This is a genomic window from Streptosporangium sp. NPDC001681, from assembly GCF_040298085.1.
Classification (GTDB): Bacteria; Actinomycetota; Actinomycetes; order Streptosporangiales; family Streptosporangiaceae; genus Streptosporangium.
The window spans coordinates 17,001-29,865 of record NZ_JBEOZN010000040.1 but is presented as its reverse complement, the minus strand read 5'-3'; the positions used below and the strand labels follow the sequence as shown (position 1 = coordinate 29,865).

At 70.6% G+C, this 12,865-nt stretch carries 13 protein-coding genes and 1 pseudogene; 9 read left to right on the top strand and 5 right to left on the bottom strand.

The features are described from left to right. Positions 1-61: 61 nt before the first annotated feature. Positions 62-814, top strand: coding sequence for a FadR/GntR family transcriptional regulator (locus ABT130_RS19735; RefSeq protein ID WP_350957109.1), 753 nt, complete (start codon positions 62-64; stop codon positions 812-814). On the opposite strand, the gene ABT130_RS19730 is transcribed toward ABT130_RS19735, so the two are convergent. Continuing rightward, on the bottom strand, positions 746-2,236 hold the full coding sequence (locus ABT130_RS19730) for a sulfatase family protein (RefSeq protein WP_350957107.1): 1,491 nt from the start codon (positions 2,234-2,236) through the stop codon (positions 746-748). The genes ABT130_RS19735 and ABT130_RS19730 overlap by 69 nt on opposite strands. Before the next feature lie 110 nt (positions 2,237-2,346). On the opposite strand from ABT130_RS19730, the gene ABT130_RS19725 reads away from it, so the two are divergent. Next, a complete protein-coding gene (locus ABT130_RS19725) occupies positions 2,347-3,366 on the top strand; it encodes an LLM class F420-dependent oxidoreductase (protein ID WP_350957105.1) in 1,020 nt (339 codons plus the stop codon). A 73-nt stretch (positions 3,367-3,439) separates the two neighbouring features. Here the strand turns inward: ABT130_RS19725 and ABT130_RS19720 are convergent, their stop codons facing one another. Then, entirely contained in the window at positions 3,440-4,501 is a 1,062-nt protein-coding gene (locus ABT130_RS19720; RefSeq protein ID WP_350957103.1) for a hypothetical protein, read from the bottom strand. Next, on the bottom strand, positions 4,498-5,001 hold the full coding sequence (locus ABT130_RS19715) for an RNA polymerase sigma factor (RefSeq protein WP_350921517.1): 504 nt from the start codon (positions 4,999-5,001) through the stop codon (positions 4,498-4,500). The genes ABT130_RS19720 and ABT130_RS19715 overlap by 4 nt, the downstream gene beginning before the upstream one ends. A gap of 176 nt (positions 5,002-5,177) precedes the next feature. Between ABT130_RS19715 and ABT130_RS19710 the strand changes: the two genes are divergently transcribed. Together ABT130_RS19710 and ABT130_RS19705 are read left to right on the top strand one after the other, a co-directional pair. Next, positions 5,178-5,828 (top strand): response regulator transcription factor, encoded by a 651-nt coding sequence (locus tag ABT130_RS19710; RefSeq protein ID WP_350921515.1) that lies wholly within the window; start codon positions 5,178-5,180, stop codon positions 5,826-5,828. 110 nt (positions 5,829-5,938) lie between these two features. Then, positions 5,939-6,517 (top strand): annotated as a pseudogene (locus tag ABT130_RS19705) (DUF4328 domain-containing protein); the annotation flags it as partial. 129 nt (positions 6,518-6,646) lie between these two features. On the opposite strand, the gene ABT130_RS19700 reads toward ABT130_RS19705, so the two are convergent. Further along, positions 6,647-6,979 (bottom strand): DUF6504 family protein, encoded by a 333-nt coding sequence (locus tag ABT130_RS19700; protein WP_350921628.1) that lies wholly within the window; start codon positions 6,977-6,979, stop codon positions 6,647-6,649. Between the two features lie 6 nt (positions 6,980-6,985). Beyond that, positions 6,986-7,741, bottom strand: a complete 756-nt coding sequence (locus tag ABT130_RS19695; RefSeq protein WP_350957101.1) for a GntR family transcriptional regulator — start codon at positions 7,739-7,741, stop codon at positions 6,986-6,988. Between the two features lie 421 nt (positions 7,742-8,162). Between ABT130_RS19695 and ABT130_RS19690 the strand changes: the two genes are divergently transcribed. The 5 genes from ABT130_RS19690 to ABT130_RS19670 are packed head-to-tail and all read left to right on the top strand — an operon-like array spanning position 8,163 to position 12,831. Next, complete coding sequence (locus ABT130_RS19690; RefSeq protein WP_350957099.1) at positions 8,163-9,332, top strand: ABC transporter substrate-binding protein; 1,170 nt, start codon at positions 8,163-8,165, stop codon at positions 9,330-9,332. Further along, on the top strand, positions 9,329-10,207 hold the full coding sequence (locus tag ABT130_RS19685; RefSeq protein WP_350957097.1) for an ABC transporter permease: 879 nt from the start codon (positions 9,329-9,331) through the stop codon (positions 10,205-10,207). The genes ABT130_RS19690 and ABT130_RS19685 overlap by 4 nt, the downstream gene beginning before the upstream one ends. Next, complete coding sequence (locus ABT130_RS19680) at positions 10,195-11,052, top strand: ABC transporter permease (protein WP_350957095.1); 858 nt, start codon at positions 10,195-10,197, stop codon at positions 11,050-11,052. The genes ABT130_RS19685 and ABT130_RS19680 overlap by 13 nt, the downstream gene beginning before the upstream one ends. After that, on the top strand, positions 11,049-12,146 hold the full coding sequence (locus ABT130_RS19675) for an ABC transporter ATP-binding protein (protein ID WP_350921503.1): 1,098 nt from the start codon (positions 11,049-11,051) through the stop codon (positions 12,144-12,146). Before ABT130_RS19680 ends, ABT130_RS19675 begins: the two co-directional genes overlap by 4 nt. Continuing rightward, positions 12,136-12,831, top strand: a complete 696-nt coding sequence (locus tag ABT130_RS19670) for an HAD family hydrolase (RefSeq protein ID WP_350921501.1) — start codon at positions 12,136-12,138, stop codon at positions 12,829-12,831. Before ABT130_RS19675 ends, ABT130_RS19670 begins: the two co-directional genes overlap by 11 nt. Positions 12,832-12,865: the final 34 nt, after the last annotated feature.

Sequence of the window (12,865 nt, the reverse complement as noted above, 5' to 3'; positions counted from 1 at the left end):
ACGCTCGTATGGTCAGACCATAGTATGGTCTGACCATATTCCCTCACAAGAGGAGGCCCCCTTGAGCGGTTGGCAGCCGGTCCGGCGCACCCGGGCGTTCGAGGACGTGATCGCCCAGATCGAGCGGCGCATCGCGGACGACGGGCTCACGGTCGGCGACCGCCTGCCCGGCGAGCGGCAACTCGCCGAGCAACTGCGGGTGAGCCGGTCGTCCGTACGCGAGGCGATGCGGGTTCTGGAGACGCTGGGCGTGGTGTCGTCGCAGGTCGGGCGGGGGCCGGACGCGGGGGCCTGCCTCATCTCCAGACCCGCGGACGCCCTGAGCGACCTGCTCAGACTCCACCTCGGGCTGTCGAACCTGTCGCTGGCGGAGGTCGTCGACGCCCGGCTGATGATCGAAAAGTGGTCCGCCGCGCACGCCGCGGCACACGGGGCGGACCTGTCGGCCCTGACCGCCGCGCTGGAGCGGATGGACGCCTCGACGACCGCGGAGGAGTTCGTCGAGCACGACACGGCCTTCCACGTGGCCATCGCCGAGGCGTCGGGCAACAGGCTGACCACCGCCATGATGCTCTCGCTGCGTGACTCGCTCCGCCGCTACGCGGTCGGCGCGGTCGAGCGCCTCGGCGACACGGCAGGGCTGATGGCCGATCACCATCGGATCCACCGGGCCATCGTCGCCGGGGACGCGGCGGGGGCCGCCGCCGCCGTCGAGGCCCACCTGCTGCGGGCCTACCCCGGCATCTCACGGTCCCCACGGACCGAGGAAGAGGGGCCTGACGGGCAGCACGGGCGGCTTGACCGAGTCGGCTGACCTGCAGGTGGCACCCGAGCAGGAGACCAGGGCGTCGAGCTGCTGGTTGAACTGGGCGATCACGGAGAGCGGGGTCTCGGCGGCGATGTTGCGGAGCTGGTAAGGATCCGCGACGAGGTCGTAGAGCTGGTACTCGCCGGTTGAGTAGCGGACGAAGGTGTGCCAGGCGGTCCGCATGCCCTGGTAGGCCGGGACCGGAGTCTGGCGGGCCGAGCCCGGGTCCGTCGGGCGGTTGAACTCCAGCAGCACGTTCTGGCGCCACGAGGGCGGCGTGCGGCCCTGCAGGAGCGGCAGCAGGGAGCGGCCCTCGACGAAGTCGGGGAGCGTGACACCGGCCAGCTGGGCGAACGTCGGGGCCAGGTCCACCGTGGAGGCCATGTCGCCGATGACGTGACCCGCCGGCACACCGGGGCCGCGGACCAGGAGCGGCACCTTGATCGACTCGTCGAAGGGGGTGGTCTTGCCCTGGGCGAGCCGGTGCTGGCCCTGGTGGAACCCGTTATCGGAGGCGAAAAAGATATACGTTTCATCCAGCTTGCCGGAGACCCTGAGGGACTCGATCAGGGCACCCACCATGTCGTCCACGCCGAGCATCGCCCGGAGCCGGTCGCGGTAGTGCCGGTCGATCTTCTGGACCTTCCTGGCGTCGAACTGCGGAAGCGACCTGAGCCAGAGTGGCTCGGCACTGACATCCGGCTGGTTGAAGGACGGGGTGCGCGGGGCCACCGCTCCGGCGAAGGCGGCCTCGTGCCGGGGGGCGTAGTTGGCCGGGTTGTGCGGGGCGATCGGGGCGAGGTAAAGGAAGAACGGGTCGTCGCCCGGCTGGGAGACGAACGCCCCCGCCTTCGCACTGAGCACGTCGGCCAGGTAGTCCTCCGGCGCGAAGCCGTAGGCCCGCAGTGCGCCGTTCTCGTTGAGCGTGTAGCCGTACTCCTCGTAGAGCCTGCGCACCGGCACGTCCCACTCGTCCCAGCCGGGCGGCACGTAGGTGGCGGCGGTGGCGCCGCCGGGGTAGTGGTTGAGGTACTTGCCCATCAGGCCGGTGCGGTATCCGGCCGACTTCATCCAGGTCCCGAGCGTGGAACGTTCCAGACCGGTTGTGTAGTACTTGGTGAAGCCGCCCTCGGGAGCGGTGTTGGTCAGCACTCCGTGGCTGTGCACGTACTGGGAGCGCATGATCGACGCGCGTGACGGGCAGCACCAGGAGTTCGGCACGAAGAACCGGTCAAAGCTGGTGCCACCCCTGGCAAGGAGGTTTGAGATGTTGGGAAATTTCTGGAGATCCCCCGCATCCAGGTCGTCAACGAGAACCAGCACGATGTTGGGCCGCCCCGCCGCGTGCGCCACCGCCGGGATCGCTCCCGCGACGGCGAGGGCAAGGAGAAAGATCAGGGAGAGGAGCTTGCGAGCTGCATAGAGCACAGATGAACGCTTCCCGGGAGACCGAATTTCGACACCTCACACTCGACCGACCAATGTAGAACGTGTTCTAATTGCGGAGCGTGTCCGGCCTTACGTTGCGAGGAGACCCGGTGAGTACCGACCTGAAACTCGGCCTGAACCTCGGCTACTGGCAGCGCGACGCCGACGACGCCACCGAACTCGTCCAGGCCGCGGAACGGCTGGGGTACGAGTCCGTCTGGACCGCGGAAGCCTACGGTAGCGACGCCTTCACCCCGCTGGCCTGGTACGGCGCGCGGACGTCCCGCATCAAACTGGGCACATCGGTGGTGCAGATCTCCGCCAGGACCCCGGTGGCGACCGCGATGACCGCGATGACCCTCGATCATCTCACCGGCGGGCGGCTGCTGCTCGGTATCGGCGCGTCCGGCCCCCAGGTGGTCGAGGGCTGGTACGGTCGTCCGTTCCCCAAGCCGCTCGCCCGCACCCGCGAGTACGTCGAGATCATGCGCAAGGTCTGGCGCCGCGAGGAGCCGGTGACCAGCGACGGCGAGCACTACCCCCTGCCCTACCCGGGCGGCGCGAACCTCGGCAAGCCGCTGAAGCTGATCACCCACCCGCTCCGCGGCGAGATCCCCCTCTATCTCGGCGCGGAGGGCCCGAAAAACGTCGCGCTCGCCACCGAGATCGCCGACGGCTGGCTGCCGCTCTTCGTGTTCCCCGAGAAGATCGAGCGGATGTACGGCCCCTCGCTCGCCGGCGCCGGGCCTGACTTCGACATCGCCGCCATGGTCATGACACTGATCACCGACGACGTCAGGGCGGCGCTGGACGGGGTGAAGATGATGCTGACCCTCTACATCGGCGGCATGGGCGCCAAGAGCCGCAACTTCCACGCCGACATCATCGGCAGGATGGGCTACGCCGAGGCCGCCGAGGAGATCCAGGCGCTCTACCTGGCCGGGCGCAGGGACGAGGCGTTCAACGCGATCCCCGACGAGCTGGCCGACGGCATCTCCCTGGTCGGCCCGGTGGGCCGCATCCGCGAACGCCTGGAGCTGTGGCGCAAGAGCCCGGTGAGCAACCTCCTGGTGATGGGCCCCCGCGACGAGACCTCCCTGAAGACGATCCGGGACCTGGTCCTCGGCTGAGCCACCCCGCCCCCGCCGGGGTGGCGGACCCGCCGGGTGCCCCGCCGCCCCCTCCGGGCGGCGGGGCGGGAGATCACTTCCGGGCGCCGAGTTCGTTGACCCAGCCGGAGCTCTCGTACGCGACCTTGAACCCCTTACGGGCGGGGATGAACACGGTGCGGGAGTCGGTGGCGCGGGACTTCTCGTCCGGACCGTCGTAGCGGAAGGCCAGCAGGCGCGCCCCCGACTCGTCGATGATCAGGGTGTGGTGGCCGTTGGCCGTGGTGACCGCGGTGCCCGTGCGGCCGAGCGGGTCGAGGACGCCCTGCTTCAGGACGAGTCCCGGCTGAGCGGCCAGGATGCGCAGCATCGAGGCGCGCGTGGCCGCGCTCGTCGGCATGGAGAGCAGGTGACGCGCCGCATCGAAGGCGAAGTCCGCGAACGGCCCCTCACGGTGCGCCGAGCGGAGCCAGCGCTCAAGCCCCTCGACGTCGCCGGGCAGCTTCTGCTCCTTCCCCACGGTCAGTGTCTTGGCACCGAGCCCTATTTGCAGGATCATGGCGAAGTCCTCGGTCTTCGGGCCGGGCCACAGGGACGGGGATCCCTTGGCCTTCCACGCCGCCTCGTCGGAGGAGGTCTCGAAGGTGATCTTGACGTCCTGATTGGACGAGCTCCGCCCCTTTCGGCCGTCGGACCAGATCTCGTCGGTGTGGGCGACGACCGCGCCGGCCCCGACGGGCTCGAAGGTCCGGGTGCGGTCGAACCAGTACCGGCCCTCGGGGGTGCTCTCGCTCGCCACCGTCTTCGCGCTCGCCAGCAGGAACGACCGGGCGTCAAGCGTCACGGAGGATTTCTCCGCCGGGGACCTGTCTGGGGCTGCGACGGAGGAAGCGGCCCCCTCGCTCCGGCCGCCCCCCGGTCCCCGCAGCCCGATCGTGCCCGTCATGACCGCCGGTACCGCCACTGCGGCGGCCAGCCCGATGAGGGCGCCGGTCAGCACGAGCCGCGGCCTGAGACGCAGGCGGGACACGGGGCGGAGGCGAGGCTTGGCCGTCGCGAAGGCGCGGGCGAGGTCGGCCTCGCGGCGACGCCGGTAGGCGTCGTCGGTGAGGGCGTCGGGGCGCAGCGCGCGGATGCGCTCGTCAACGTCGTTCATGACTGCTCCTGCAGGGTGATGGGGGTGAAATCGAATGCCTGGGACAGGCGGCGGCGAGCGCGGTGCAGACGGACCGTGAACGCGCGGGCCGAGCAGCCCACGAGCTTGGCGGCCTCGGCCGGGGCGAGGCCGTACCAACTGGCCAGGACCACGGCCTCGGCGTCCAGCTCGGACAGCCCGGCGAGCGCCGCGAGCGCCGCCTCGCGCTCGGTGACCTGCTCGGCCACGTCTCCCTCGGGGGAGAGGTCGGCCAGCCGGTCCGCCAGCGCCTGCCGTCGCAGCCCGGAACGCCACTGCTTGCGCAGCAGGTTGCGGGCGATGCCGAGCAGCCACGGCAGCGGCGCCTCCGGCAGCCGCTCCAGCTGCTGCCAGGCGATCAGGAACGTCTCGCTCGCGATGTCCTCGGCCGCCTGTCGTTCGGCCCGCAGCAGCGCGTAGCCGAGCACGCTGCGATAGTGCCGGTCGTACAGCGCGGTGAATCGCGCTTCTGGATCATCCACACCCAGTAATGCCTTTCCCGGGGCTCCGATCACCGGCCGGCCGAAAAATTGTCCGATGCGCCCGCTTCCATGGTGCCGCGCGGACCCGCCGGTGCCCTACCCCGGCCGTGGTCGGCCGGGACGCATTGACCGGACTGCCGATTTCACCCCGGTCTGGAACTGGCAAAATCCGTCAGGTGACGATTCGAGTGCTCATCGCTGACGACCAGGAACTGGTGCGGACCGGGTTCCAGATGATTCTGGACGCCCAGGAGGACATGGAGGTCCTGGCGACGGCCGCCAACGGAGCCGAGGCCGTCGAGCTGGCGCGGAGGCTGCGGCCCGACGTCTGCCTGCTGGACATCCGGATGCCCAAGCTGGACGGCCTGGAGGCCACCCGCCTCCTGGCGGGACCGGGGGTGCCCAACCCGATGAAGGTGGTCATCGTCACGACCTTCGACCTGGACGAGTACGTCTACGGAGCGCTGCGCGCCGGAGCGACCGGCTTCCTGCTCAAGGACAGCGGGCCGACCCTGCTCATCGAGGCGATCCGGGCCGCGGCGGCGGGGGACGCGCTGGTGTCGCCCTCGGTGACCGTACGCCTGCTCGAACACCTGGCCCACCCGCGGGCCGGTGCCCGCCGGCCGCCCCGCGAGCCCCTCACCGAGCGCGAGCTGGACGTCGTACGCCTGGTGGCCAGGGGACGGACCAACCAGGAGGTCGCCGCCGAGCTGTTCGTGTCGCTGTCGACGGTGAAGACGCACCTGGGAAGCATCCAGACGAAGCTCGGCGCCAGGAACCGGGTGGAGATCGCCGCGTGGGCCTGGGAGTCGGGCACCGTGAGCTGAGCGAGCCGAGTTGGCCAAGTGGACAGAGTGGTCCGAGTGGGCTGATTAGCGAAAGGGCTGACGGGATAGAAAAAGGGCAGGTCCTCAGCGCATGGCGGGGGGAGATATACATGCGCTCTATCCCATCTCTACAGAAAAGGTCGGCTTCGGCCGTCTACTTCACCCTTACCACCCTGGTGGTCGCGACCGCCGCCCTGGCGGTGTTCGAACAGGCCCGTGGCCGGCGCCTCGTCCTGGAGATCTCGAAACTCGGCGGCGACCCCCACGCCCCCGGTGCCGACGCGATCTTCGGCGCGGTGACGGTCTTCGCCATCCTGATCATTTTCTTCGCCACGGCCGTGATCGCCGCCGTCGTCGCCTACCTGAACTGGCTGCTCCGTGCCCGGCGGTGCGCCGACCGGCCCGCGGTGGCCACCGTCCTGGCGAGCTGGTTCGTGCCGGTGGTCAACCTCGTCGCCCCCGTCGTGCTGGTCGACCGGTTGTGGCGGGCCTCCCGTCCGCCGGCCGACCGCCGCCCGCGCTGGCGGGTGCTGCTCGCCGCCTGGTGGCTGAGCTGGCTGGTCGCGCTCACGCTGGTGCTGGTACGGCTCTGGCCGGGCGTGTCCCAGGCGGGCACCGGCCTGACCGGTTTCGGCCCGCCCGAGCTGACCGCCGTCACGGTCGCCGCACTGCTCTGCGCGGCGACGGTTCGGCAGATCACCGGGATCCAGACCGCGGGCGCCAAGCACCGGCGCCGGATCCCGGCGCGCCGTCCGGGGCCTGCCGGACGCCGGGGCGGGGTGGGGTCCTGGAGCGTGGCCGCGGCCTGGGGCGGGGAGTCAGTCCCAGGCCCTGATCAGCAGCCAGCCCTCGCCCGCGGTGTCGAACCGGAGCTCGTAGGTGCCGACCTGGCCACCGGTGGCGGCCTCGGCTCGCCAGAACCGGCGCTCGCCCGGATCACTGTCGGAGACCTTCCACCACTCGCGCGCGACAACCCAGTGGTCGAGAATCCGGTGGACCGTGTAGAGCTGGTCTCGCCAGACGAACTGGACGGGCCGTCCCTCACGGGTCCACACCTCGACAGGGTCGCCGTAGAGTCGGTTCAAGACGCCTCTTCTCCCCGCGGCTTCGGATGAGTGCCCGGGGGAAGGCGGGCCTGTCGTATCGAACATACGTTCTCATCGAGTCGGGCGCAAGTCCCCCATCTGCCGTACCAGCGGGTTGGCGTCCACCGAGTTGCGGATGCTGAAGGTCACGCTGCCCGCGCGGTAGCGGTCGTCGGACCACTCGACGGGCCGGCCCTCGTGGGTGGTGGTGACCCGGCGCTGACGCAGCAGCGGGCTGCCCCTGCGCACCGCCAGCAGCCTGGAGTCCTGCACGCCGGCGGCCACCGCGTCGATGAGGTGCTCGCCGTAGGCGAAGACGAGGCCGACGCTGTCGTAGAGGGCCCGGGTGATCGACTCGCAGCCGGGTTCGATCCGCTCGACGGCTGGGGCGATCCACCCGGCGTAGGTCGTGCGCTCCAGCATCACCGGCTCGCCTTCCAGGGAACGAAGCCGCAGCACCGACAGCACCGGTTCGCCCGGCTGGAGCGCCAGCCGGGCCGCCTCGGTGGCGTCGGCGCCCCTGCGACGCTGTTGCAGCACCTGCCCGCTGACCCGGTAGCCCATCGCCCGCGCCCACTGGGCGAAGCTGTGCAGCTCGGCGAAGCTCTGGCTGCGCTCGCGGCCGAGCACGATGCGCCTGGCCCCCTGCCGGGAGCCGACCAGGCCCTCGGTGGCGAGCACCGCGACGGCCTGGCGGATCGTGCCCCGGGAGGCCGCGAAGCGGGTGGCCAGATCGGCCTCCGAGGGCAACTGTGCCCCCACGGCGTACTCGCCTCGCATGATCGCGTCGCGCAGCCTCTCCGCGATGCCCAGGTAACGGGGGGTCACACCCGGCTCCTTTCTCCCGAGCCCCCGAACGACGGGATTCCTTCCCGTGCGCCTTCCAACACCCGCGCCCCCTTCAGGACACCCGCGAACGTCCGGTTACCACGCAATCCCGCCTCGCCTCTCAGAACCGCCCTCGTATTCGGCCCGACATCCGACTCTGTTCCCACCGCGGTTCCCGCTCCTGTTCCCACGCCTGTCCCCGATGGTGGGTGCGATGCTTGGCTGCGCGCACCGACCGACGAGACCGACCTCCACCCTAAACACCCCTGAATCACCCACATAGCTGCGATTTTCGCATTTCACCCACGTACTCCATGCGTTCACCAAACAGCAACTTATTCACGGCATACGAGGTCTAGCTTGTTTGTACAAGTTCGTCTACTTTCGTGAAATATTGCGCGACACCCCCTTGGGAGACACAGTGATCGCATCCCGAGTTCGCCTTGCAGGTCTGGCCGCTTTCCTCCTGGTGGGAGCCACCGCGTGCGGGGCCGCCCCCGGCACGTCGACCCCGTCGGGAGCCGCCTCCGACGGAGGCTCCGCGGCCGGCGTGGACGCCAGAACCGCCACCTCCGCGGCCGACTTCGGCGGGCTGGACAAGCTCGTCGAGGCCGCCAAGAAGGAGGGCAAGCTCCACGTCATCGCCCTGCCGCCGGACTGGGCCAACTACGGAAAGATCATCGAGGCGTTCAAGGCGAAGTACGGCATCGAGATCGAGAGCGAGACGCCCGACGCCGCCAGCGCCGACGAGATCAACGCGGTGAAGACCCGCAAGGGCCAGGACCGCGCCCCCGACGTTCTCGACATCGGCCAGTCCTTCGCGATCAGCGGCGCCGCCGAGGGCCTGTTCGCGCCGTACAAGGTCCAGACGTGGGACAAGATCCCCGAGAACCAGAAGGAGCCCTCCGGCCTCTGGTTCAACGACTACGGCGGCTACATCTCCATCGGCTGCGACGCCAAGAAGATCGACAAGTGCCCGGAGACCTACGCCGACCTGCTCAAGCCCGAGTACAAGGGCAAGATCGCCCTGAACGGCAACCCGACCAAGTCCGGCTCGGCGTTCGCGGGCGTGTACGCGGCGGCCCTCGCGAACGGCGGCTCCTTCGACGACATCCAGCCCGGCCTGGACTTCTTCAAGAAGCTCAAGGAGAGCGGGAACTTCAACCCGGTGGAGACCACCCCGGCCACCATCGAGAAGGGCGAGACCCAGATCAGCATCGACTGGGACTACAACAACGCCGCCTACGCCCCCAAGATGGCCGAGAAGGGCATCGACTGGAAGACCGTCATCCCCAGCGACGGCAAGTACTTCCAGCTGTACGCCCAGGCCATCAACAAGGACGCCCCGCACCCGGCCGCCGCGCGCCTGTGGCAGGAGTTCCTCTACAGCACTGAAGGCCAGAACCTCTACCTCGGGGGCTTCGCCCGCCCGGTCCTGCTGCCCGCCATGCAGGCCGACGGTTCGGTCGACAAGGCCGCCGAGGCCAACCTCCCGCCGGTCGACGGCGAGCCCACCTTCCCGTCGGAGGCACAGGTCAACAAGGCCAAGGAGGTCCTGGCGAACGGCTGGGGCGCCGCGGTCTCGGGATGACGGCCCGCACGGTCACGGCCGCCGCCCCGCGCGGCGGCCACGGTCGATCCAAGAACTGGCTGGGCGCCCTGCCGCTGCTGGTCGTGGTGACCGTGGCGTTCGGCATCCCGGCGGTCACCCTGCTCGTCGGGGCGTTCACCGTCAGGGACCCGGCGACCAGGGTGTCGTCCATCGGCACCGCCAACCTGTCCAGGAGCCTGCAGGGCGCCTACCTCAACGCGCTGCTCAGCAGCGTGCAACTGTCGGCGGTGGTGGCGGTGGTCGCCGCGGTCCTCGGGACGTTCCTGGCCCAGGCCGTGATCACCTCTCGCTTCACGGCGCTGCGCGAGGCGGTGCTGACCTTCTCCGGCGTGCTGGCCAACTTCGGCGGCGTGCCGCTGGCCTTCATCTGGATCGCCACCCTGGGCAACTCGGGGGTGCTCACCACCGCGCTGGGCATCGGCCCCGGCACGCTGTACAACTTCTGGGGCCTGGCCCTGGTCTACCTGTACTTCTCGGTGCCGCTGATGGTGCTCGTGGTGACCCCGGCGCTGGACGGCCTGCGCCCGCAGTGGCGGGAGGCGGCGCAGAACAGCGGCGCCACCACCTGGCAGTTCTGGCGCCACGTCGGCATCCCGGTGCTGACCCCCGCGCTGCTCGGCGGCGTCGTCCTGCTGTTCGGCGGCGCGTTCGCCGCCTACGCCACCGCCGCCGCCATGGTCGGCAGCACGGTCCCGCTGGTCACCCTGCAGATCGCCGACGCGCTCACCGGTGACGTCCTCATCGGCTACGAGAACATCGCGCTCGCCCTGAGCCTCGACATGATCGTCATCGCGCTGCTGGTGATGGCGGTCTACCTGCCGCTGCAGAGGAGGAGTTCCCGATGGTTGCGGTAGCCACCCTGCCCGACGTCACTCCCGGCGGTCCGGGCCCCGCCGCCCGCCCCGGGCAGCGACGGGCCTGGCGGGGGGGCGTGCTGGTCGTCGCGGCGCTCTACTTCGTCGTGCCGATGGCCGTGTCGTTCTGGTTCACCGTCTACTCCGAGGGGCAGGGCTTCTCGCTCGCCGCCTACGGCCGGATCCTGTCGGCGCCCGGCTTCCTGTCCAGCCTGCTGCTCTCCCTCGGGCTGGCCGCCGCCACCATCGTCGCGGTGCTGCTGCTGACCCTTCCGGCGATGCTGGCCGTACGGCTCGGCGCGTCGAGGCTGGGGCCGGTGCTGGAGCTGATCGCCACGCTCCCGCTGGTCGTGCCGCCGATCACCTACGTGGTCGGCATCAGCACGGCGCTGCGCGGCGGCATCGACGCGCTGGCCGCCACACCGCTCTGGGCGACGCTGATCGCCATCCAGGACGAGCGGTTCCCGGTCGTCCTGGTGCTGGCGTACGTGGTGCTGACGCTGCCGTTCGCCTACCGGTCGCTGGACGCCGGGCTGCGTGCGATCGACGTGCGGACCCTGGTGGAGGCGGCCCGCAACCTGGGCGCCTCGTGGCCGTACGTGCTGTTCCGGGTGATCATCCCCAACATCCGCTCCGCCATCGCCAGCGCCTCGTTCCTCACCCTCGCGCTGGTGCTCGGCGAGTACACGGTCGCCGCCCTGCTCGGTTACCAGACCTTCCCGGTCTGGATCGTCACCATCTCCGGGAACGACGGGCAGCTCTCCGTGGCACTGTCGATCATCAGCCTGCTCCTCATCTGGCTGCTGCTGCTCACCCTCTCGGGTGCGGGAAGGAAGCGTTCGTGACCGTCGAGTTCCGAGGACTGCGCCGCGCGTTCGGCCGTACGGTCGCGCTGGACGGCCTGGACCTCACCGTGGAGCAGGGCGAGCTGATGGCCCTGCTCGGCCCGTCGGGCTGCGGGAAGACCACGGCGCTGCGCTGCGTCGCCGGGTTCGAGCACCCCGACGCCGGGGCGGTGCTGGTGGACGGCAAGGACATCACCCGGGTCCCCGCCAACCGGCGGGACGCGGGCATGGTCTTCCAGTCCTACAGCCTGTTCCCCAACCTCAACGCCAGGGACAACGTGGCCTTCGGGCTCCGGGTCCGCAAGGTACCCACCGCCAGACGGCACGCGCGGGCGGCCGAGTTGCTGGAGCTGGTCGGCCTGCCGACGCACGCCCAGCGCTACCCGCATGAGCTCTCCGGCGGCCAGCAGCAGCGCGTCGCCCTGGCCAGGGCGCTGGCGCTGGAGCCGCGCGTGCTGCTGCTCGACGAGCCGCTGTCCGCGCTGGACGCCAAGGTCCGTGTCACGCTCCGCGAGGAGATCCGCCGGCTCCAGCTCGAACTGGGCATCACCACCATCTTCGTCACCCACGACCAGGAGGAGGCCCTGTCGGTCGCCGACCGGGTCGCGGTGCTGCGCGCCGGGCGGCTGGAGCAGTGCGGCCCCCCGGCCGAGGTCTACGACCGGCCCGCCACCCCGTTCGTCGCGGAGTTCGTCGGCACGATGAACCACGTCCCCGGCCACCTGTCCGGTCAGGAGGTCACGGTCCTGGGCCGGCTCATGCCGGTGGACGGCCCGCTGCCCTCCGCCTCCGACGTCGACGTGCTGGTCCGCCCCGAGGCGGTGCTGGTCACGCCCTCCCCCGAGGGAAGTGCCACGATCGTGGCCTCCTCCTTCCGCGGTTCGGTCGCACGGCTGCGGGTGCGGCTGGGTGAGCTGGAGATCCTCAGCGACGTACCGGGACACGACGCGGTGCGGCTGGCGCCGGGCACGCGGGTGGACGTCGCCCTCGTGCAGCGGCCCGTCCTCGTCGCGGCGCGCACCGTTCCCGCTCTCCCGGAGCCCTCGGGGCCGGATGCGTCCGAGGCGTCGGAGGATCCCGCGGGTGTCGGGTGAACTCCGCGCCGTCCTGTTCGACATGGACGGCACACTCGTGGACACCGAGGGAATGTGGTGGCAGGCGTGCGCGGCGGTCGCCGCGGAGTCGGGTCTGGAACTGGCCGAGGCCGACGCCGGCCACGTGCTCGGCCGCCCGGTCGAGTACGTGGCCGCCCACCTGGTAAGGCGCGCGTCGTCCACCGCTTCCGGCGCGTCCGCGCTCCCCGGTGGAGCGGACACCGTCGAACGGGTGGGGGCGCGGCTCACCGACGCCTTCGCCGAGCGGATCGCGGGCGGGGTGACGCCGCTGCCCGGTGCGATCCGGCTGCTGGACGACCTGGGCGCGGGTGGCGTACCCGCGGCGCTGGTCAGCGCCTCCCCCCGGCGCATCGTGGACATGGTGCTTCAGACCGTCGGGGCCGAGCGGTTCACCCTGGTCGTGGCCGCCGAGGACACCGCGCGCGGCAAACCGCTGCCGGACCCCTACCTGCGGGCGGCCGCCGAGCTGGGCGTCGACCCCGGCGAGTGCGTGGCGGTGGAGGACAGCCCGACCGGGCTCGCGGCGGCCCGCGCGGCCGGATGCCGGGTGGTGTCGGTCACCGGCGGCATGGCGCGGGAGGGCGTGCTGGCCGTGGACGGCCTGGAAAAAGTGGACCTTCCGCTGTTGCGACAGCTGGCGAGCGGCCAGAGATCGATAGGCTGAACCACTCATGTGATGGCGTACGCGGTTAGGTACA